21 protein-coding genes are annotated in these 21,240 nt (G+C 67.8%); 14 read left to right on the top strand and 7 right to left on the bottom strand.

Annotated elements, in window-relative coordinates; all coding sequences use genetic code 11:
* Positions 1-3: 3 nt before the first annotated feature.
* Both ALI144C_RS14390 and ALI144C_RS14385 read right to left on the bottom strand, forming a co-directional pair.
* Positions 4-1,617 carry a carboxyl transferase domain-containing protein gene (locus tag ALI144C_RS14390; protein ID WP_076987595.1) on the bottom strand — a complete coding sequence of 538 codons (1,614 nt, stop codon included), beginning with the start codon at positions 1,615-1,617 and terminating at the stop codon, positions 4-6.
* A 127-nt stretch (positions 1,618-1,744) separates the two neighbouring features.
* Entirely contained in the window at positions 1,745-2,533 is a 789-nt protein-coding gene (locus ALI144C_RS14385) for an SGNH/GDSL hydrolase family protein (protein ID WP_076987594.1), read from the bottom strand.
* Positions 2,534-2,684: 151 nt separating this feature from the next.
* On the opposite strand from ALI144C_RS14385, the gene ALI144C_RS14380 reads away from it, so the two are divergent.
* Positions 2,685-3,287, top strand: coding sequence for an SACE_7040 family transcriptional regulator (locus ALI144C_RS14380; RefSeq protein WP_076987739.1), 603 nt, complete (start codon positions 2,685-2,687; stop codon positions 3,285-3,287).
* A 43-nt stretch (positions 3,288-3,330) separates the two neighbouring features.
* The gene (locus ALI144C_RS14375; protein WP_076987593.1) at positions 3,331-4,149 is read left to right on the top strand and encodes an SAM-dependent methyltransferase; all 819 of its coding nucleotides are present in this window, start codon (positions 3,331-3,333) and stop codon (positions 4,147-4,149) included.
* Positions 4,150-4,285: 136 nt separating this feature from the next.
* On the opposite strand, the gene ALI144C_RS55440 is transcribed toward ALI144C_RS14375, so the two are convergent.
* Entirely contained in the window at positions 4,286-4,450 is a 165-nt protein-coding gene (locus tag ALI144C_RS55440) for a hypothetical protein (protein ID WP_168211250.1), read from the bottom strand.
* Between the two features lie 96 nt (positions 4,451-4,546).
* Between ALI144C_RS55440 and ALI144C_RS14365 the strand changes: the two genes are divergently transcribed.
* Together ALI144C_RS14365 and ALI144C_RS14360 are read left to right on the top strand one after the other, a co-directional pair.
* Positions 4,547-6,685 carry a GGDEF domain-containing protein gene (locus ALI144C_RS14365; RefSeq protein WP_076987591.1) on the top strand — a complete coding sequence of 713 codons (2,139 nt, stop codon included), beginning with the start codon at positions 4,547-4,549 and terminating at the stop codon, positions 6,683-6,685.
* A 93-nt stretch (positions 6,686-6,778) separates the two neighbouring features.
* Positions 6,779-7,264 (top strand): hypothetical protein, encoded by a 486-nt coding sequence (locus ALI144C_RS14360; protein WP_076987590.1) that lies wholly within the window; start codon positions 6,779-6,781, stop codon positions 7,262-7,264.
* 94 nt (positions 7,265-7,358) lie between these two features.
* On the opposite strand, the gene metX is transcribed toward ALI144C_RS14360, so the two are convergent.
* Together metX and ALI144C_RS56670 are read right to left on the bottom strand one after the other, a co-directional pair.
* A complete protein-coding gene (gene metX / locus ALI144C_RS14355; RefSeq protein WP_076987589.1) occupies positions 7,359-8,429 on the bottom strand; it encodes a homoserine O-acetyltransferase MetX in 1,071 nt (356 codons plus the stop codon).
* Entirely contained in the window at positions 8,426-9,727 is a 1,302-nt protein-coding gene (locus tag ALI144C_RS56670) for a bifunctional o-acetylhomoserine/o-acetylserine sulfhydrylase (RefSeq protein WP_076987588.1), read from the bottom strand. Before ALI144C_RS56670 ends, metX begins: the two co-directional genes overlap by 4 nt.
* Positions 9,728-9,838: 111 nt before the next feature.
* On the opposite strand from ALI144C_RS56670, the gene rdmE reads away from it, so the two are divergent.
* On the top strand, positions 9,839-11,359 hold the full coding sequence (rdmE, locus tag ALI144C_RS14345; protein ID WP_076987587.1) for an aklavinone 12-hydroxylase RdmE: 1,521 nt from the start codon (positions 9,839-9,841) through the stop codon (positions 11,357-11,359).
* 10 nt (positions 11,360-11,369) lie between these two features.
* Complete coding sequence (locus ALI144C_RS14340) at positions 11,370-12,242, top strand: SGNH/GDSL hydrolase family protein (protein WP_076987738.1); 873 nt, start codon at positions 11,370-11,372, stop codon at positions 12,240-12,242.
* On the opposite strand, the gene ALI144C_RS14335 is transcribed toward ALI144C_RS14340, so the two are convergent.
* On the bottom strand, positions 12,233-13,351 hold the full coding sequence (locus ALI144C_RS14335) for a DUF5925 domain-containing protein (RefSeq protein ID WP_237774139.1): 1,119 nt from the start codon (positions 13,349-13,351) through the stop codon (positions 12,233-12,235). The two genes, ALI144C_RS14340 and ALI144C_RS14335, sit on opposite strands and share 10 nt — an antisense overlap.
* Positions 13,352-13,380: 29 nt before the next feature.
* Positions 13,381-13,782: a VOC family protein gene (locus ALI144C_RS14330; RefSeq protein ID WP_237774138.1), complete on the bottom strand. Its 402-nt coding sequence runs from the start codon at positions 13,780-13,782 to the stop codon at positions 13,381-13,383.
* A gap of 61 nt (positions 13,783-13,843) precedes the next feature.
* Here ALI144C_RS14330 and ALI144C_RS14325 point away from each other — a divergent pair, with 61 nt between their 5' ends.
* The 8 genes from ALI144C_RS14325 to ALI144C_RS14290 all read left to right on the top strand — a co-directional run bounded on the left by ALI144C_RS14325 (position 13,844) and on the right by ALI144C_RS14290 (position 21,203).
* Positions 13,844-14,200 carry a PadR family transcriptional regulator gene (locus ALI144C_RS14325; RefSeq protein WP_076987585.1) on the top strand — a complete coding sequence of 119 codons (357 nt, stop codon included), beginning with the start codon at positions 13,844-13,846 and terminating at the stop codon, positions 14,198-14,200.
* Positions 14,197-14,640, top strand: a complete 444-nt coding sequence (locus ALI144C_RS14320) for a VOC family protein (protein WP_076987584.1) — start codon at positions 14,197-14,199, stop codon at positions 14,638-14,640. The genes ALI144C_RS14325 and ALI144C_RS14320 overlap by 4 nt, the downstream gene beginning before the upstream one ends.
* A gap of 421 nt (positions 14,641-15,061) precedes the next feature.
* Positions 15,062-16,594, top strand: a complete 1,533-nt coding sequence (locus tag ALI144C_RS14315) for a PucR family transcriptional regulator (protein ID WP_076987583.1) — start codon at positions 15,062-15,064, stop codon at positions 16,592-16,594.
* Between the two features lie 113 nt (positions 16,595-16,707).
* Positions 16,708-17,820, top strand: a complete 1,113-nt coding sequence (ald, locus tag ALI144C_RS14310; protein ID WP_076987582.1) for an alanine dehydrogenase — start codon at positions 16,708-16,710, stop codon at positions 17,818-17,820.
* 830 nt (positions 17,821-18,650) lie between these two features.
* Positions 18,651-18,842, top strand: coding sequence for a hypothetical protein (locus ALI144C_RS14305; protein WP_076987581.1), 192 nt, complete (start codon positions 18,651-18,653; stop codon positions 18,840-18,842).
* Positions 18,839-19,231 carry a hypothetical protein gene (locus ALI144C_RS14300; protein WP_237774137.1) on the top strand — a complete coding sequence of 131 codons (393 nt, stop codon included), beginning with the start codon at positions 18,839-18,841 and terminating at the stop codon, positions 19,229-19,231. Before ALI144C_RS14305 ends, ALI144C_RS14300 begins: the two co-directional genes overlap by 4 nt.
* 50 nt (positions 19,232-19,281) lie before the next feature.
* The gene (locus ALI144C_RS14295; RefSeq protein ID WP_076987580.1) at positions 19,282-20,373 is read left to right on the top strand and encodes an ABC transporter ATP-binding protein; all 1,092 of its coding nucleotides are present in this window, start codon (positions 19,282-19,284) and stop codon (positions 20,371-20,373) included.
* Positions 20,370-21,203: an ABC transporter permease gene (locus ALI144C_RS14290; protein ID WP_076987579.1), complete on the top strand. Its 834-nt coding sequence runs from the start codon at positions 20,370-20,372 to the stop codon at positions 21,201-21,203. Before ALI144C_RS14295 ends, ALI144C_RS14290 begins: the two co-directional genes overlap by 4 nt.
* The last annotated feature ends 37 nt before the right edge of the window (positions 21,204-21,240 follow it).

Raw genomic sequence — 21,240 nt, 5'->3', positions numbered from 1 at the left:
CCATCACATCCGAAAAACGCCGTAGCCGACTTCTTCGAGTTCCGCGTTCGCGGCGACCGACAGCGCCAGGCCGAGCACGGTCCTGGTGTCGCCGGGGGCGATCACGCCGTCGTCCCACAACCGCGCGGTCGAGTAGTACGGGTTGCCCTGGTCCTCGTACTGCCGGCGGATCGGGTCCTTGAACGACTCCTCGTCGCCGGCCGACCACTCGCCGCCGCCCGCTTCGATCTGGTCACGGCGGACGGTCGCGAGCACGGAAGCGGCCTGCTCGCCACCCATCACCGAGATCCGGGCGTTCGGCCACATCCACAGGAACCGCGGCGAGTACGCCCGGCCGCACATCGAGTAGTTGCCCGCGCCGAAGGACCCGCCGATCACCACGGTGAACTTCGGCACCCGCGCACACGCCACCGCGGTGACCATCTTGGCACCGTGCTTGGCGATGCCGCCTGCCTCGTAGTCCTTGCCGACCATGAACCCGGTGATGTTCTGCAGGAACACCAACGGGATCCGGCGCTTGTCGCACAGCTCGATGAAGTGCGCGCCCTTGAGCGCGGACTCTCCGAACAGGACACCGTTGTTGGCGATGATGCCGACCGGGTGGCCGTGGATCCGGGCGAAGCCGGTGACCAGGGTCGTTCCGTACTCCCGTTTGAACTCGCGGAACCGGCTGCCGTCCACCACACGGGCGATGACTTCGCGGACGTCGTACGGCGTCCGGGAGTCGGTCGGCACGACACCGGTCAGCTGCTCCGGGTCGACGGCGGGCTCTTCGACGGGCGCGACGTCCCAAGGTTTGGGACCGCGGGGCCCCAATGTGGACACGATCGACCGCACGATCCGCAGCGCGTGCGGGTCGTCCTCGGCCAGGTGGTCGGTCACGCCGGACACGCGCGAGTGCACGTCCCCACCGCCGAGCTCCTCGGCCGTGACGACCTCGCCGGTCGCGGCCTTCACCAGCGGCGGGCCACCGAGGAAGATCGTGCCCTGGTCGCGCACGATGACGGCCTCGTCGCTCATCGCCGGGACGTACGCGCCACCGGCGGTGCACGAGCCGAGCACGGCGGCGATCTGCGGGATGCCCCGGGCGGACATGGTCGCCTGGTTGAAGAAGATCCGGCCGAAGTGCTCGCGGTCCGGGAAGACCTCGTCCTGCTTGGGCAGGAACGCGCCGCCCGAGTCGACCAGGTAGACGCACGGGAGGTTGTTGTGCAGCGCGACTTCCTGTGCGCGCAGGTGCTTCTTCACGGTCATCGGGTAGTACGTGCCGCCCTTGACCGTGGCGTCGTTGGCGACGATCACGCATTCCCGGCCCGACACCCGCCCGACGCCGGTGATGATGCCCGCGGCAGGCGCTTCGCCGGAGTACATGCCGTCCGCCGCCAGCGGGGACAGCTCGAGGAACGGCGAACCGGGGTCGAGCAGCGAGTCCACCCGGTCACGGGGCAGCAGCTTGCCGCGCTCGACGTGCCTCCTGCGGGCTTTCTCCGGGCCGCCCTCGCGCGCCTTGGCGAGACGTTCCCGCAGGTCGTCGACCAGTTCGGTGTGCTCCTTGACGTAGCGCTGGTAGGCCGGATCCGACGGGTCCGCCTGGCTGCGCAGCACGGGCGCGTCCATCTGACTCCCTGTTAGTCAGCGTTAACCACTGGCCCAATGTTAGCGCTGACTAACCACCCCGTCCACCTGTCTGCCCTCGTGAGTGTTCTGGCCGGTTGGCACCGGCCAGAACACTCACGACAGGCACTCAGCCGGTGACGGCGTTCAGTGCGGGGAGGTAGCCCCTGGACTGACCGTTCTTGTTCGGGTGGTACGACTCGTCGACCGGCCACGTGAGGCTGTTGAGCCACAGGTCGCCCGAGCAGATCTCGTGCCCGGTCCACGCGGAGCGGATGTCGACGAACCGGAAGCCCGCGGCGGCGGCGCGCTGGGCGGTCACCTCGGCCAGCACGTCGGCACCGCTGTTGATGGCCGATCGCTTGGTGTCCGACAGCCCCACGCTGCACGAACCCGGCACCTTGTAGAACCGCGGGTAGCCGAGGACGACCACACGCGCGGACGGCGACTTCTGCTTGATCGCCTTGTAGACGTTGTCCAACCGGCCCGGCAGCGTGTTGCGGGCGAAGGTCTTGCCCTGCTCCACGCGGTTGACGCACGTGGAGTCGCCGTTGAGCGTGCAGGTGGTGATCACGTCGACGAAGCCGGCGTCGTTGCCGCCGATCGAGATGGTCACCAGCGAGGTGCTCGCCGACAACGAGTTGATCTGGCTGTTGAGCACGTCCGCCGTGACGGCGCCGGAGCACGCCGCGAACTGGAAGGACGCGGGCCTGTGGGAGTTCGCCCACAGCTGTGGGTACGCGCCGGTGCTGCGTTTGCAGCCGCCGCCGCTGTACGGGCCGCCGGTGCCGACACCGGACGAATAGGAATCACCGAGCGCCACGTAGTTCTCGGCAGCCGCGTTGGCGGGTGCGGACAGCGTGGTCAGGCCGACGGCGGTAGCCGCAAGGCATAACAGAACACGGAACGGTCGCCTCATAGTGCCCTCCGCGTGAAGAGGTCCCTCATGGCAGGGATGGGGTTTCATCATCAGCGCTCATACCCGACCACGGAAGCATCCGGTGAATTGTTAACCCGACCGTATGTATCCGTCGGGTGTTAGTACTCGCTAACGTCACCGAGTTAGCATGATGATCGTGTCGTCCCAACCGGTGTCCCCCGCCGCACCGCTGAGCCGCCGCGACCAGATCCTCGCCGCGGCCGCGGAACTGTTCGCACGACACGGGTTCCACGGTGTCGGCATCGACGACATCGGCGCGGCCGTCGGCATCTCCGGCCCCGCCCTGTACCGGCATTTCCGCAGCAAGGACGCGATGCTGGGGGAAATGCTGACGTCCATCAGCGAGATGCTGCTCGACGGCGGGCAGGCCATCGCCCAGCGGCACGGCGAGCTCTCCGACGCGGGCGGCCTGCTCGGCGAACTGGTCGGCTTCCAAGTGGACTTCGCACTGGACAACCCGGCGCTGATCACCGTCCAGGAGCGCAACCTCGGCAACCTGACCGATCCGGACCGCCGCCGGGTCCGGGGGCTGCAGCGCCGGTACGTCGAGGTGTGGGTGCAGGCCATTCAGGACGTGGTGCGCGGGATCGACGAACCGTCCGCCCGCGCGGCGGCGCACGCGGTGTTCGGCCTGATCAACTCCACCCCGCACAGCAGGCACATCGACCGGGCGGAGATGGCCGCCTTGCTGCGGCGGATGGCTGTTGCGGCGCTCCTAGGGCAACGGGAGTAGTATTTCGCCGCTTTACTCAACACGCGATGAAACAGGTTTCTCGATGACCGGCGAGCCCCGTTGGATTCCAGAGAACCTCGATCCCACGCGCCCTTCGCCTGCGCGGATCTACGACTACGCGCTGGGTGGCGGGCACAACCTGGCCAGCGATCGCGCCGTGTTCGAGCAGGTGGTGAAGATCCAGCCGAACACGCGGCAGATGGCGTGGAACAACCGGGCGTTCATGCGCAGGGCCGTCATCTTCATGGTCGAGTCGGGCATCCGGCAGTTCCTCGACCTGGGTTCGGGCATCCCGACGGTCGGGAACGTGCACGAGATCGCGGGCAAGGCCGATCCGGCGTGCCGCGTGGTCTACGTCGACGTCGAGGAGATGGCGATCGCGCACAGCAGGCTGCTGCTGGACGGCGTGCCGAACACCGGAGTCGTCGAAGCGGACTTCGCCCGTCCGGGTGACGTTCTCGACCACCCGGAGACCAGGCGGTTACTCGACTTCGACGCGCCGCTCGGCCTGCTCGCGGTGGCTTCCGCGCACCACGTCCCGGCCGAGGTCGACGTGTACGACGCCTTCGCCCGGTACCGCGCGGCGCTCGTACCGGGCGGGGCGCTGGCGATCAGCCACCTCACCGACGACTTCGAGCGCGTCCAGGCGAAGCAGATGGTCGAGACAGTGCAGGCCGTCGCGCACAACCCGGTGTGCCTGCGCACCCGCTCGGAGATCATGGACCTGTTCGGCGACTTCGAGCTCGTCGAGCCGGGCCTGGTGCCCCCGTCGAAGTGGCGACCGGACATTTCGCACACGAGCGGCAGCGGCGAAGAGGACGGGCTGTGGGCGGGTGTCGGAATCAGGAATCGGCGGTCATGACTCCGGAACGAACAAATTCCCCACCACACGCGACGCATTATGGACGCCGTCTCACCCAATAGAAGTAACGGACGCTACCCTCAGCGACTGTCTGCGCGGATCTACTCGCCCGAATGGGCCGGGTGGGTGCGCCCGTCTACCGGACGAGCACTCCGCTGAGTAGCCTGACCATCACCAGAACGGACCGAGAGGTGTGCAGCAGCCGTGGATCGATCGAGTAGCCCGTCTCGTCGACGCCGACGATTGCCCATACGGCGGTAATCCCACAGCCGAGCGTGTCCGATATCTGCGAGTAGCTCACCGAAAATCCCAGGAATACCCGTTGCCCCGACCGCAAGAGGTGCGTTGTGATTCCGACACAGGGCTCAACACCTGCGCACCCGCAGGACAACGCCCCGTGACCGCGCCGGTCCCCCTTGACCCGGAGCGCGCCCGCAGGCGTGCCGAGGTCGCCAGGGCGTGGGCGCACGTGATCGGCCGGACCGCCTACGTCCCCATGACGGCCGACGAGATGGAACAGTTCCTGTTGGATCAGGTGAACACCCTGGCGAACGCGCTGACCGCCGAGCTGTTCGATCCGTCTGTGGCGATCACCGTGGGCAGTGCGTTGGTGCACAACGACTTCACCGGCCCCGAGAGCCTGCAGTGCACGGTCGAGAAGCTGGCGAGCGCACTGCTGTTCGACACGGACGCCCACAACGACCGCGAGCTGGCCGAGAAGGTGGTCGGACTGGTGTCCAACCTGGCCACGGGTTACTCGAACGCGATGCGGCTGCGCACGCTGGACCAGCAGGAGCACATCAAGCAGGCGCTGCTGAAGTCCAAGCGGGAGGCCGAACGGCGCGAGCGGGCCGCGAACGACCGGTTCGAGGAGGTCTTCCACGCCTCCGCGATCGGCATGGCGCTGACCGACATGGCGGGCAACCTCGTGCAGACCAACTCGGCCCTCGCGCACATCCTGGAGTGCCCGGAGCCGGAACTGGCCAACCGCAACGTGCGCGAGCTGTTCCCGCCGGAGGACGCCGACGACGTGGTGATCTCGTACCGCGAGGTGACCGAGGGCATCATGCCGCGGATCAGGGAACGCCGCCGGATGGTCCGCCACGACGGCACCATCGCGTGGGTCTACCTCGTGATCTCGTTGTTGCGTGACGTGAACGGCGAGCCCGCGTACCACGTCACGATGGTCGAGAACCTCAGTGAGCTGCAGGCCTTGCAGAACCAGCTCGGTCACCAGTCGGTGCGCGACATGCTCACCGGCGTCGCGAACCGCCAGCACTTCCAGTCCAAACTGGACGCCGTGCTCGAGGGCGCGGGCCCCGGGACGTCGATCACGCTGCTGCACGTCGGCATCGACTCGTTCTCGGTGATCAACAACGGCCTCGGCCACCTCGCCGGTGACCGGATGCTGCAGGTGGTCGCCAACGAGCTGCGCGGGATCGTCGAGAACTACAACGCGGTGGTCGGCCGGGTCGGCGGCGACGAGTTCGCGATCCTGCTGGAGAACTCCCCGGACGTGCCGCACTACCAGACGCTGATCGACCAGATCAACGAACGGCTGGCCGAGCCGACGTTCATCGGCGAGACGGGCGTGGCGGTGTGCGTGAGCATCGGTGTCGCCCAGCACGTCGGCCGGGCGCACGGCAGGCTGGACCTGTTGCGTGCGGCGAACTCCACGATGCGACGCGCCAAGGCCGTCGGCAAGCGCCAGTGGGAGGCGCACAACGTCCACGAGGACCACGAGCAGAAGGAGCTCTTCGCCCTGACCGCGGCCATGCCCGGCGCGTGGGAGATGGGTGAGCTCGACTGCGAGTACCAGCGGGTGGTCGACCTGGCGGACGAGCGCGTGACGGCGCTGGAGGTGCTGCTGCGCTGGAACCACCCCACCGAGGGCGTGATCGGCCACGACCGGTGCCGCGAGATGGCCGAGAGCACCGGCATGTCCCTGACGATCGGACCGTGGGCGGCGATGCGGGCAGTCAACGAGGTGGTCGACCGCGGCATCGGTGACCTGGTGCTGAGGTTCCGGCTGACCGAGATGCAGTCGTCCGACGGCAACCTGGCAGCGGTGCTGAACAGGATGCTCGGCACGAGCGGCCTGTCGCCCAGCCGGCTGGAGATCGCGCTCGACGCACGGGCGGTGGTCGCCAACCGCGGCGAGGCGCAGTCGAACCTCCAGGCGATCCGGGACAACGGGGTGGTCGTCGGGCTGCACGAGTTCACCGGCAGCCAGACCGAGTTCGCGGTCGTGGACGACGAACGGATCCAGTCGGTGATCCTGGCGGGTTCGCTCGTGCGCAACCGGCCAGACCTACGCAAACCGGACTCCCTGCTGACCAGGGTCACTCGGGGAATGATCAGCAACCTCAGGCAGTCAGGCGCGGTGGTGAGCGCGGCAGACCTGGCGACGCCGCAGGCCGCAGCGTGGTGGCACGCACTCGGGGTGACCCGCGGTCAGGGCGATTTCGCCGGAGTTCCGGGGGATCTGGAGAGTGTGCTCCCTGAACGCACGGCCCCGTCAGTGAACGGGGCCTGAAGTTACCGGCGCCAATGGTAGATCATCCAACCGGGTGACGGATCACATGCCCGGTCTTGTCATCCGGCACGCCCGCTGTTGGAAGATGTCCTAGTGGACCCGAACTCCGAGCAACCGCAAGGCCTCATCGAAGCGGCAAGCCAGGCGCTGGCGTCGATGCACGCAGGCGAGGACACGCTGGCGGTGGAGCGGATGACAGCCTTCGCCGAGGACAGGGGCCGCGAAGAAGCGACCGACCTGATGCTGATGCTGTTCCGCGAATGCAGCGGGATGGTGGCGGCACTGGGCAGCGGCGGCACAGCGCCGGTGAAGATGCAGGTCTACGACGACGAGGGCAAGGAAGTCCCGATCGACGAGGCGGACCCACCCGTACGCACAGCTGTCCGCACCCTGCTCGCCGAAGTGCACGGCGACACGGAGGCCGCGAAGGACCAGATCGAGATAGCACTGGCGAACGCCGCACCAGCCGAGATGGCCATGGTGATGATGCAGGCGTTGCGGTGGACGATCAAACTCGCCGCCGAGTGCACAAGCCGGGAACTGGCCGTGTCCGAATGGATCACCGCAGCCCTTGGCTGAGCGCCAGGCCAGCGCACAAGCGCAGAAAGCCTTCGGGGTGTCCCCCGCCCAGAGGTCTGCCTCCCGGCGAGGGGGAAGTCCGGAAGGACCCGGACTACCCCAGCAACTCCTTGACGAAAGCAGAAACCTGACCGGTTTCGATCAGAAAAGCATCATGCCCGTGGGGAGAATTCACCACCCGAACCTCCCCAGCCCCCGGAATACCCTGAGCCAGCTCGATTTGCTGGGACAACGGATACAACCGGTCGCTGTCGATACCGGCAACGACGGTCCGGGCCCGCACACGGCTCAAAGCCGCGGGGACACCGCCCCTGCCCCTGCCGACGTCGTGGGAGTTCATCGCCTGGGTGAGCACGACGTAGCTGCCCGCGTCGAACCGCCGGACCAGCTTCGCGGCCAGGTAGTCCAAATAGGACTCTACGGCGAATCGGCCGTCGTCCTGCACGGTACGGCCGAAGCGGGTGGCCATTTCGGGTTCGCTTCGGTATGTCACGTGCGCGATCTGCCTGGCGATCCCCAGGCCGGTCGCCGGACCTGACGAGCGGGCGTGGTAGTCCCCGCCTAGCCATTCCGGGTCGTTGCGGATCGCCGCCAGTTGGGGCGCCGTCCACGCGATCTGTTCGGCGGATGCCGCCGCTGGACAGGCGAGCAGCAACAAGGTGGACACTCGCGTGGGGTGTGTCACCGCCCATTCGATCGCCCGCATGCCGCCCATCGACCCGCCGAGCACCGCGGCCCATGACGGGATTCCCAGCTCGTCGGCGAAAAGCGCCTCGGCGGCGACCTGGTCACGCACGGTCAGCGCCGGGAATCTGCTTCCCCAGGCTTTCCCGTCGGCCGCGATGCTGGACGGCCCGGTGCTGCCCTGGCACCCGCCGAGGACGTTCGGCACCACGACGAAGTAGTGGTTGGTGTCGAGCGCTTTGCCCGGGCCGATCAGCCCGTCCCACCAGCCGGGTTCGCCCGGCCCGGCCACGTGGCTGTCGCCTGTCAGCGCGTGCAGCACCAGGACCGCGTTGGACTTCGAGGCGTTGGGCAGGCCCCATGTCTCGTACGCGATCCGCACGTCCGGCAGCAGGTCGCCGGATTCCAGTTCGAGCGGCTGCCGGAGGGAGACCCAGCGCCGACGTCCCGCCGGGTCTCCCTCGTGCCAGCCACCGGTCACGTGTCGGCCTTCGCCGCGCGGAAGCCGGCCTCCAGGTCCGCCTTGAGGTCGTCGAGCGCCTCGATTCCCACCGACAGCCGAACCAGGCCCGGCGTCACACCGGCCACCAGTTGCTCGTCCGGGGTGAGCTGGCTGTGCGTCGTGCTCGCCGGGTGCACGATCAGGCTGCGCACGTCGCCGATGTTCACCAGTTGCGAGAACAGTTCCGTGCCGTCCACAAAGGCCCTTCCAGCTTCGACGCCACCGCGGAGCTCGAAGGACACTACCGCACCCGCGCCGCGCGGCAGGTACTTCCGCGCCGCCGCGTACCACTTGCTGCTCGGCAGGCCCGCGTAGTGCACGGCCAGCACCTCGTCGCGCTGCTCCAGCCATTCGGCCAGCGCCTGCGCGTTGGCCACGTGCCGCTCCAGGCGCAGTGACAGCGTCTCGATTCCCTGGATGACGAGGAAGCTGGTCAGCGGGGCGATCGCCGCGCCGGTGTCGCGGAGCAGTTGGACGCGGAGCTTCGCGGCGAAGGCGCCGTGGCCGAGCACCGGCCAGTACCGCAGGCCGTGGTAGCTCGGGTCCGGCTCGTGGAAGTCCGGGAACCGCTCCGCGTTGGCGCCGAAGTCGAACTTGCCGCCGTCGACGACCACACCGGCGATCGCGGTGCCGTGCCCGCCGAGGTACTTCGTGGCCGAGTGGATCACGATGTCCGCGCCGTGCTCGATCGGCCGCAGCAGGTACGGCGTCGGCACGGTGTTGTCCACGATCAGCGGAACGCCGACCTCGTGCGCGACGGCCGCGACAGCTTCGATGTCGAGGACGTGGCTGCGTGGGTTCGCGAGCGACTCGGCGAACAACAGCTTGGTGTTGGGCCTGGCCGCTGCCCGCCATTCGTCGATGTCGTCCGGGTCGTCGACGAACGTGACCTCGATGCCCAGCTTGGGCAACGTGTAGTGGAAGAGGTTGTAGGTGCCGCCGTACAGCGAAGCACTGGACACCAGGTGGTCACCGGACCGTGCCAGGGTGAGGATCGCGGCTGTCTCAGCGGCCTGCCCGGACGCGAACGCCACCGCCGCGACACCGCCTTCGAGCGCGGCGACCCGCTGTTCGAGGACGTCCTGCGTGGGGTTGTTGATCCGGGTGTAGATGTTGCCCGGCTCGGCGAGGCTGAACAGGTCCGCGCCGTGCTGCGTGTCCCGGAACACGTACGAAGTCGTTTGGTAGATGGGAGTCGCGCGGGCGCCCGTGGCCGGGTCGGGGGCCGCACCGGAGTGGATCTGCTTGGTCTCGAAGGACCAGCCGTCGCTTGCCATGCCTGCAGAAGCTAGCCAGGGCCGAATGGCCCCACCACACCGTCCACCTGCTGGAATCTTCACGAAAAATAAGTCTTGCTAACTGGCTCTCTTAGTTCTTAAGATACTTACATGACCGATGTAATCGTGGTGGGCGCCGGACTCGGCGGCTCGTCGACAGCGATGTTCCTGGCGAGGCACGGCGTGGATGTGCTGCTCGTCGAGCGGCACGCGGGCACGTCGCCGCATCCCCGCGCGGTGGGCCAGCACCAGCGGACCATGGAGTTCCTGCATATCGGCGGGGTGGCGGACGAGATCCGTGCGGTCGGCCCCCCGCCGTCCGAGTTCAGGATCAAAGTGGCCGAGAGCCTGCGCGGCCGTGTGCTGCACACCATCATGGAGAACTTCGAAGACGGGCTCGGCGCGATGGAACAGCTCAGCCCGGCGGGCTGGGGATCGGCCTCCCAGGACCAGACCGAGCCGATCATGGTGGCGCAGGCCAAGAAGCACGGTGCGACTGTGCGGTACGCGACCGAGCTGGTGTCGTTCGAACAGGACGCCGACGGCGTCACCGCGCAACTGCTCGACGTGGAATCCGGCCGCGCCGAGGAAGTCCGCGCCAAGTACCTCGTCGGCGCGGACGGCAACCGCAGCCCGGTCCGCGAGCGGCTCGGCATCGCCCGAACCGGCTTCGGCGGCCTGTCCAACCACATCGGCATCGTGTTCGACGCCGACCTGTCCGGCATCCTGCCCGACGGCGAACAGTGGCTCTACTACTTGCAGAACCCGGCGTTCACCGGCGCGTACATCGGCGTGAACAAGCCGAACCGGCACATCTTCTCGATCGAGTACCACCCGGAGAAGGGCGAGTCCTTCGCCGAGTACCCGGTTGAGCGGATCGTCGAACTGATGCGGATCGGTCTCGACTCACCCGACCTGGATCCCGAGATCATCTGGACGGGCCCGTGGGAGCTGGCCGCGCGGGTCGCCGAGAAGTGGCGCGACGGCAGGGTTTTCCTGGTCGGCGACGCCGCGAAGGTCACACCGCCGACCGGTGCGCTCGGCGGGAACGCGGCCGTGTGCGACGGCTTCGACCTGGCGTGGAAGCTCGCCGCCGTGCTGACCGGCGAGGCCGGACCGGGCCTGCTGGACACCTACGAGGCGGAACGCAAGTTCGCCGCGGAACTCGTGGTCAACGAGTCGATGGCCAACTACGTGCTGCGCATGGCGCCCCACCTGGCCGGACCGGACATCCCCGAGGCGGTCGGGCCGCTCGAGGTCGTGCTCGGCGTGCGGCACACGTCCAGCGCGGTGATCGCCGAACCGAACGACGGGTCGCCGACGATGGACCCGTTCAAGCTCAACGGTGAACCGGGATTCCGCGCACCGCACGTCGTTCTGCCGTCCGGAGAGACCACAGTGGACGTCTGGGGTGCCGGGTGGGCGTTGCTCGGCGGCCCGGACGGCGGCTGGGACGAGATCGACATGGGGACCCTGCGGTACCGGTCGCTCGGCGAGCACCACGACCGGTTCGGGGTCGGCCGCGAAGGCGCGAGCCTGCTCCGGCCGGACGGGGTGGTGGCGTGGCGGACCACGTCGAAAGCCGACGAGGCCACGCTGAAGGACGTGCTTCGACGGGTGTTGTCTTGTTAGTTTGTCCAGCATGCGTGTCTTCGTGCTGGTGGTGACGCTGCTCGGATTACTCGTGGCTCCGGCGGCGGCAGAGCCCCCGCACGGTCTGTACCGCTCGTACGTCGCGCTCGGCGACTCCTACACGGCAGGACCCGGCATCCCGAACCAGGTCGGGCAGCCAGCCGGATGTGCGCGTTCGGATCAGAACTATCCGGCGTTGCTCGCCCAATGGCTGCGTATCCCGCAGTTCACCGATGTGAGCTGCAGCGGCGCGCGGACCGTCGACATGACCAAGCCGCAACGGGTTTCCGGCGGAACGAACCCGCCGCAGTTCAACGCGTTACGCGCGGACACAGACCTGGTCACGGTGATGATCGGCGGCAACGACATGGGTTTCGGCGAGATCCTGCGGACGTGCGGCGACCTGGCCGCGCGTGACCAGCAGGGAAATCCGTGCGAACGGCACTACACGGCCGGCGGCAAGGACGGGATCGCCGCCCGGATCGCGGGCGTCGGGCCGAAGCTCTCCGCTGTGCTCGACGGGATCCGCAAGCGTTCCCCACGCGCACACGTTGTCGTCGTCGGCTACCTGCGCATCCTGCCGTCGAGTGGGACCTGTTTCCCGCAGGTCCCACTCGCCGCGGGTGACGTGCCGTACTTCGACCGGAACTCACGCGCGCTCAACGCGGAACTCGGTGCGCAGGCAGCGAGGCACCAGGCTTCGTTCGTCAACCCGTATCCGTATTCCCATGGACATGACGCCTGCCAGGCCCCCGACCGCAAGTGGGTCGAGGGCCTGTTCCCGTCCGCACCTGCCGCGCAGATGCACCCGAACGCCAGAGGCATGCAGGCAGTCGGGATTCTGAGCGTTCCAACTGTCCTTTTCGGACGACTTCAGAGGTAGAGGTTGTCGTGCTCGTCAGGCATGTGCGCGACGAGCGGCGCGGCTCCCTCGGCGAGCGCGTACAGCTCCGCGAGCGTCGCACCGGCGCTCGGCGCGACGGCCCTGCCGCCCAGCCAGGCGTCCGCTTCCGCGTGCGTCAGCGGACCCACCTCGACCTGCGCGAGGCACCTGCCGGGCCGGGTGACCGCCGGGTGCAGGCGCGCCAGGTTCTCATTGGTGGTGATGCCGATGAGCGTCTGGCAGCCCTGCCCGAGCAGGCCGTCGGTGAGGTTCAGCAGACGGGACAACGCCTGTCCCGTCGACGCCTTCGCCTCGCCGCGGATCAGCTCGTCACAGTCCTCCAGCAACAGCAGACGCCACTGCTTGTCGTCGTCGTTGTTCTCCTCCAACGCGACTTGCAGCAGGTACGACGGGCTGTCGAACAAGCGCTCCGGGTCGAGCACACAGTCCACCTCGCACCACTCACGCCACGACTGCGCGATCGCACGCAGCGCGGTGGTCTTGCCGGTGCCGGGTGGGCCGTGCAGCAACAGCAACCGGCCGCTGAGCTCGTCCGCCGTGGTCGTCATCAGCTTGTCGAAGGCCGTGCCCACCCCGGACGTGTAGTTGCGTCGGATCTCTTCCCACCCGGGGGCGACGATGTCCCTGGTACGGCGGCGCGGACCGTGCTCGGCCACATACCAGAAGCCCATCGTGACGACCGCCGGGTCCTCGGTCGGCTCGGCCTTCGCGCCGTCGATCGCCTCGGCGAGCACCTTCGCGGCCAGCTCGTCGGATGTCGCGGTGACGGACACGCGCGCGCTGTCCTCCCAACGCAGGGACAGCATGATCCAGCCTTCACCAGCCGCCAGGATCGCCTTGCGCGACTCGTCCTTCGCCTCGCGGATGATCGTGGCGTCGGCGGGCAGGAGCGTGGCGTCCGCCTTGAGCGGTTGGACCGACGCGGACTGGGACGCTATGTGCTCGCCGCTGGCGAAGAGGCTGATGAACAGGGCGTCCAAGACCCCGATCGGCGAGTCGCCCGCGTCGAGCTGGAGGTGCGTCGGCAGAACGGTCACCGGGTCTGGCGCGGTGACCGTCTTCACGACGTGGAGTTGCTGCTTGGACACCCCAATATCATCTCGCGCCTGTCATGGCGCTACAACGAGTTATTCGTACCCCACTGTTCGCCGAGCGCATAGCGGGTGCCTTCGTCGTCGGCGAACACCGACCACCAGCCGAAGAACATTTTGCTTGGCGCGGTGGGGAAATCGACGCCTTTCGCGGTCAGTTCGCGGTATGTGCGCTCGACGTCGTCGCTGTAGAACATGATGTTGGACGTCGGCATGCCGTCGGGCGCCTCCGGCGGGCGGTGACCGGGTTCCCGCAACGACAGCACCATGCGCATGCGACCGTCCGGCGACTGCACCGCGATCCAACGGCCGTCCTCACCGTACGGCGAGTCCTCGGCGACGGTGAACCCCATCTTCTCGGTCCAGAACCGCTTAGCGACCTGCTGGTCGCCGACGTACAGCACGACCTGGTTGACTCCACGGATCACGACTATCCCCTCCAGATATAACCGTAATGGATATAACGAAGCCGGACTGTATACTCCGGACATGGCGGACCGCAACACCCCACCGCTCACCCCGGCCGGGTTCCAGGTACTCCTCGCCCTTGCGGGTGGCGCGGCACATGGCTACGCCGTCATGCGTTTCGTCGAGGAGATCTCGGCCGGAACCGTCCGACTCGGCCCGGGCACGCTGTACCGGACGCTGCAACGCCTGGTCGCGGACGGTCTCGTCATCGAAGTCGAAGTGGCCACCGACAGCCCGGACCCCCACGACGCCCGGCGCCGTTACTACGAACTGACCGACCTCGGCCGGTCGGCGGCGGCAAGTGAAGCCGAACTGCTTTCACGTCTCGTGGCCGCCGCAGCCGACGCGGGCCTGCTCGGCAAACGGAGGACAGCGTGAAACCAAGCAGGGCGGTCAGCCTCACGCCGCACGTGTTCGTCCGCGACGTGCCCGCCGCGATCGAGTTCTACCGCAAGGCATTCGGCGCGGTCGAAGTGTTCGCCAACCGCCTCCCGGACGGCACGCTGCTGTTCGTCGACCTGGCGATCGGCGGCGGCAGGCTGATCCTGAGCGAGGAGACCCCGCAGTTGAACGCGTTGAGCCCGCAGACCATCGGCGACTCGCCGGTGCTGCTGCTGCTCGAAGTGGAAGACGTCGACGACCTGGCCAGGCGGGCGATCTTCGCGGGCGCGACAGTGGAGATGCCCGTGCAGGAGATGTTCTGGGGCGAACGCTACGGGATCGTGTGCGACCCGTTCGGGCACCGCTGGGCACTCTGCTCGATCAGAGACGAGATATCACTGGACGAAGTCTTACGCGAAACCCCAGACGAGGTATGACCCCGCAGCACAGCTACACCGCTGGTCCAACCCACCGCACCAGCGCACCGCTGGTGAAAGCGAAAGGTGCCCAGCGCTGGGTCGAGAGGAGCACGCACCGTGGGGGGTTTGGGGGGCTCGGCCCCCCAAAGTGATCCGCCGCAACCGGCGAAAGCGCGAGGAACGAGCGATGAGCAGGGTGAAGATTGCGGTGGTGTGGCCGCCCCCGATGACGACCACACCACCGCTCGAAACCCGGCAGGCCGGGCATGCGGGCCCCAGAAGTCACCCTGAGTCGTTGACCGCTAACGCTGTACCCCAGGACGTGGGTAACTAAACCTTCACTCTGAAGACGACGCAAGTCCGTTAAAGGTTGCGTGTCGCATGGACCAATCTTGCGTACGAACGGCCCACACTGAAGCCCAAAACGCGGGAGGAACACATGATCACGGTGCAAGGGGTGGTCGACCGGGTCGGCCCGACGCTCCTGCGCACCGTGCTGCCCGGCGACCGCGGTGTCACCGATGTGGTGATAGCCGAACTCGGCCGACGGACGCACGTGGCCGACGGCGACCTCGTCCTCGGCGTCACGGTGAACACGGCGGGCAAGGCCGCTGAACTCGTCGAATACTGCGGGGCCCACGGCGCGGCGGCCGTGTTGTTGAAACCACCGCTGGCGGCCTCGGCGGGAGTGCTGACAGCGGCGCGTGACACCGGCACGGCGGTCGTCGAGGTGCACAACGCGACTGCCTGGGCCCAGTTGGTCTGGCTGCTGCGCACGGTTCTCGACGCGGCCGAGGACGACGAGTACGCCGCCGAACCCGGCAGCCAGGGCCTCGGTGACCTGTTCCGGCTCGCCGACGCGGCCGCGGCCGTCGTGGACGCGCCGGTGACCATTGAGGACGCGAATTCGCGTGTACTGGCGTATTCGGCCAGGCAGGACCGCACTGACCCGGCCCGCGTGTCGACGATCATGGGCAGGCGCGTGCCCGACGACGTGCTCGCCCGGTTCCGCTCGCGTGGCGTGTTCCGCGACCTCAGCCGCGGCCGGACAACGATTTTCGTTCCCGCACAACGGGACGGCACCCTGCCGCGGCTGATCGTGCCGATCCGGATGGGTGGCGAACTGCTGGGTTCGATGTGGGCGGTGGTGCCGGGACCGGTGGCCGACGAACGGGCCGCGGCGTTCGCCGACACCGCCCCTGTCGTCGCACTGCACCTGCTGCGCCGCCGCGCACTGGCTGACTCCGAACGCCGCCGGTCGGCGGAGTTGGTACGAACCTTGTTGCAGGGCAAGGGAAGCGTCCGTTTGGCCGCAGCCGAACTCGATCTGGACGACGAACCGCACAGAGTGGTCGCGATCGATGTGGACACGACCGACGCCCTCGACGCGGAAGGCCTGCGTCTCGCCCTGTGGGAACGGATCACAGCGGGCGTCGGCCGTAGACCAGCGGTGACGGAACTGCACGGCGTGCTGTACGCGATCGTCCCCGACCAAGCCGGCTGGCCAGCGCTGAGCGCGGCCCTGCGCACGGAATCAGGCGCGCTCGTCGGCGCCGGATCGCCGGCGGAGATCACCGAACTGGCCGACTCACGCGCCCAAGCCGAGGAGGCATTGAGCCTCGTACGCGCCCGTTTGGTCAACGGTCCTGTGGCCAGCCACGACGAGGCGTGGCCCGTCGTCGCGCTGCACCGGGTCGCCGCCGCCGCCGTCCCCACCGCCGCCGCGGACCTCGGCCCCCTGGCGATCCTGCGCGCACACGACGAACAGACCGGCTCGGCGTACGTCGACACGCTGTACGAGTGGCTCCGGCATCCCGGCGACCCGAAAGCGGCCGCACGGGCGTTGCGGATCCACGCGAACACCCTCCGGTACCGGATGACCCGCTTGATCGAACTGACCAGCCTGAACCTGGACGATCCGGACATAAGGATGGCGGTGACGGTGCAGCTCGCCACGACCCGTTGGGCCTAGCGACTGTGCGGCGAGAACAAGAAGAAGACACTCCACTAGTGCTCCGAGCACGATGACACGACGGAAAGTGTGCGTCACCGTGGCATAAGACACCCGGATGGAGGAGTAACGCCGTGAAGATCGCAGTCCCGCGCGAAGTCAAGAACCACGAGTACCGGGTGGCCCTGACCCCGGCAGGCGCACACGAGCTGACAGCTCGCGGACACGACGTGTTCGTGCAGGCCGACGCGGGCAACGGATCAGCGATCCCCGACGAGGAGTTCCTCGCGGCGGGCGCGAAGATCCTGGCGACGGCGGAAGAGGTCTGGGCCGAAGGCGACATGGTCCTGAAGGTCAAGGAACCGATCGCCTCGGAGTACAAGTACCTCCGCGAGGACCAGGTCCTCTTCACCTACCTGCACCTGGCAGCGGACAAGCCACTGACGGACGCCCTCCTGGCAGCAGGCACAACGGGAATCGCGTACGAGACGGTCCAGACCGCCAACAAGGCGCTGCCGCTGCTGGCCCCGATGTCCGAGGTGGCAGGTCGCCTCGCACCGCAGGTCGGCGCGTACTCGCTGATGCGCCCGTCCGGCGGCCGCGGCGTGCTGCCCGGCGGCGTCCCCGGTGTCCACCCGGCGCGAGTCGTGGTGATCGGCGGCGGCGTGGCAGGCGTGAACGCGGCCCGCATCGCCCAGGGCATGGGCGCGGACGTGGAGATCCTGGACACGAACGTGGACAGGCTGCGCCAGATCGACGTGGACTTCAACGGCAGGATCCGCACCCTGACGTCGAACAAGTACACGCTGGAGCAGGCGGTGCTGGACGCCGACCTGGTGATCGGCGCGGTCCTCGTGCCGGGAGCGAAAGCACCGAAGCTGATCAGCAACGAACTGGTCGAGCGCATGAAGCCCGGCTCGGTCCTGGTGGACATCTCCATCGACCAGGGCGGCTGCTTCGCGGACTCCCGCGCGACGACCCACGACGACCCGACCTACCAGGTCCACAACTCGGTCTTCTACTGCGTGGCCAACATGCCAGGCGCAGTCCCGAGGACATCGACCTACGCGCTGACGAACGTGACGCTCCCCTACGCGGTGGCTCTGGCGGACAAGGGCTGGAACACAGCACTGAAGGCAGACCCAGCGCTCGCCCTCGGCCTGAACATGCACGCGGGAGCCCTCACCAACGCCCCCGTGGCAGAAGCACACGCCCTGCTGCACACCCCACTGAACGAAGTCATCTGAGACCTGAATCACGTTTACCTGCACAGATGGCCGATTCACCACAGCCAACGAAGACCTGTGGAGAAATACCGACCACCCAATGCGGCGCGAACAAACAATAACGCCTAAACTAAGACCCGACGGTCCGCTCCCGGTGACCCCCAGGCTGGTTGAGCGGACCGTCGCCTCCCTCCGGATGACCATGCTCGGCGCTTCGCGCCTTCGCCGGGTCGTCCGTCATCATTTTGGGGGGCCGAGCCCCCCAAGCCCCCCACGGTGCGAGCTCCTTCCAATCCAGCGCTGGGCACTTTCGCTTTCACCAGCGACGCGGCTTCGCCGCCTCTGGCTGGTCGTTCCAGCGCGGGTATGCGCAGAGTAGGCGGCGTGCACGCCAGCGCAGAGCAACCCGCAACGGCTAGCGCGCCAGCGCGGGGGGTGCGGCGTGCGCGCTAGCGCAGAGTGGGGCTTCGGGGGTGTCTCCTGCCCGTCGGCCTGGGCGAAGCCAACCACGGGCTGTCAAGAGGTCGGCCTGCCCGGGAGCCCCAGCGACAGCCAAACCGATCCTCTTGATAGACCGTGGTTCCCTGGGGCAGGTCGACGGGCAGGAGGCGCCCGCGCCCTCCAACCCCGGGGCATGAAAATTATGCGCCGGGAGCAACACGGCGCGAAGAACCTCCTGCCCAGAGGTCAGCCCCCCGGCGAGGGACCAATCTTGGAAGACCTGAGATCCCCAGGTGCCGGGGCCGGATGACCACGCAACAGAGGTGACGGGAGTGTGCGCTGGGCGCACGAAGGGGTTCAGTCGACCGTGTGGCGTGTCGATGGTTGAAGGATGAGACGTAGAGGCATTCGTGGCTGAGCCGCGGTGGGACGTGCAGTGTCATGATCCGTTCGGCCGGGATCGGGCGCTGACCGTGATCGTGGACCACGGCAAGGTGGTTCTTGTTCCGCCGCCCGGGTCTTCCGCTGTGTTGTCCGCTCAGCAGACCCGTCGGCTTCGACAGGCTCTCGACCAGGCCGCCGGGCGGGCGGGCGAGCCGTGAGCCACCAGTTGGACGACGGGCTCCGTGCCGCTGTCCTGCGTCGGCTCGATCTGCTCGACCAGGTCGCCGAAGAGGGGGATCCGGCCACTTTGCTGCCGCTGGCTCGCTCCGAGATCAGCAGGCTGGCCGATGGGTGGCGGCTGCTGCTCACCGTGCACCAGCCCGGTCCTGACCGGAAGTGCAACGCGTGTCCCCGTGGTTGGCGGGGCAAGCGGTGGCCGTGTCAGGTCTGGCGGATGGCGCACGAACACCTCATCGGGGAGGGCGTTCCGCACAAGGAGCGCAGGCAGCCGTTGCGCAATACGGTACGCAGGGCACTCCGGAAATCCAGGGACAGGGGAACTCCCGCCGAACAAACCATGGAGATCCCGCCGGTCCCGCGCAGCTGACTCGGCCTGATAGTGCAGTATGTCGCCCACAGTCGAGTGGGAGGGCGCGCGTGCACGACGGAAGCGGCCGGGTCGTTGTCCAGAATCTGACCAAGACGTTCGGTCAGGTTCTCGCGGTCCAGAATCTGAGCTTCACGGTGGAACCCGGTTCAGTCACCGGCTTCCTCGGTCCCAACGGCGCCGGTAAGACGACCACGCTGAGAATGCTGCTCGGTCTGGTCACGCCGACCGCCGGTCACGCGACCATCAACGGTCGGCCGTTCCACCACCTGGGCAACCCCGCGCGTGTTGTCGGGGCGGTGCTCGAGGCGCAGAGCTTCCACCCGAATCGGACCGCCCGCAACCACCTGCGTGTCTACGCCGCCGCGATCGGGATGCCCGACCAGCGTGTCGAGGAGGTGCTGCACCTCGTCGGTCTGCGAGACGCCGCGCACCGGGGTGTCGGCGGTTTCTCCATGGGTATGCGGCAACGGCTCGCGCTCGCGACCGCGCTGCTGGGCGACCCGCAGGTGCTTGTCCTCGACGAGCCATCCAACGGCCTCGACCCGGAGGGCATCGTGTGGCTGCGGACCTTCCTGCAGGGCTTCGCCCGCCAGGGCCGGACCGTCCTCGTCTCCAGTCACCTGCTGTCCGAGGTCGAGCAGACCGTCGAACAGGTCGTCATCCTCAGCCGTGGCCAGACCATGTACTACGGCCCCCTCGACCAGTTGCGCAAGGCGCAGCAGAGCCGGGTCGTCGTCCGCCCCGCCGACGCGCCGCGGCTGACCACCGCGCTGGAAGAGGCTGGGCACACCACCATCGAGCAGCTGCCGGAAGGCGTTCTCGCGGTGGCGGGCGTCGAACCCGAGCAGGTCGGTGACCTCGCGCTGGAAGCGGGTGTCGCGATCTACGGCATGCACACGCAGCAGGCCGACCTCGAGCAGATCTTCTTCCAGCTGACCAGCGGCCAGTTCTCCGGCGCGCAGCTCAACCCGGCGTCTCCCCACTTCCAGCAGCAGCTGCTGCACCAGCAGTACCAGCAGCCGCAGTACCAACAGCAGCAGTACCAGCAACAACCGCCGCCAGGCTGGCCGCAACAACCACCACCCCAGCAACCCGAGCAGCAGCAGTGGCAGCGCCCACAGGACGGAGGTCAGCAGTGAACCTCCTGATCAAGGCCGAGTACCGCAAGGTCTTCACCACCAAGCTCTGGTGGGCGCTGCTCATCCCGGCCGCCGTGCTCAGCATGGCGTTCACGTGGGGTGGCGCGCTGCTGGGCACCCTCGGCGACATGGACAGGGAAGTCGGCGGCGTCCTCCCGCTGGCCATCCCCGCTTTCGGACAGGGCATCAACTTCGCTTCGGTGTTCGGCCTGATCCTCGGCGGCACCGCGGTGACCGGTGAGATCCGGCACAAGACGATCACCACCAGCTACCTCACCGGTTCGACACGCGGCGCGGTGCTGGCCGCGAAGCTGTTCGTGTACTCCACGATCGGCGCTGTGTACGGCGTGGTCTGCATGCTGTGCGCCACGCTCGGCGCGGTTTTCGGCGACAACCTGCCGAACGCCGCCGACTGGTTCACGCTCGCCGGTGCCGGTGTCGTCGCGATGATCATGTGGACGCTGCTGGGCGTCGGCGTCGGCGCGTTGGTCGGCAACCAGGTCGGCACGACGGTCGGGCTGATCGTCTACGTGCTGATCGTCGAACCGATCATCAGCGCGGTGCTGCGTGGCAACGAACTCGGCGAGATCCCGCCATATCTGCTGAACACCTCCGGCGGCAGCATGGTCACCGACCTGTCGCTCGACCTGTTCTTCGAGAACCTGCCGGGCAGTTCGCGGCGCAACGAACGGGCTTACGAGGAGCTGCGCGAGTTCCTGAACATGACGCACTCGCCGCAGTGGTGGGTCAGCGCGTTGATCTTCATCGCGTGGTCGGTCGCCATCGGCTTGGCTGGCTGGCTCGTCGCCCGCCGCCGAGACATCACCTGACCAGCCAAAACACTGTTTTGTCGGTGCCCGCGCATAA

The organism is Actinosynnema sp. ALI-1.44, from assembly GCF_001984155.1.
Lineage (GTDB): Bacteria > Actinomycetota > Actinomycetes > Mycobacteriales > Pseudonocardiaceae > Kibdelosporangium.
Note: the sequence above shows the minus strand (reverse complement) of the source record. Positions and strands in the feature narration are given on the sequence as shown.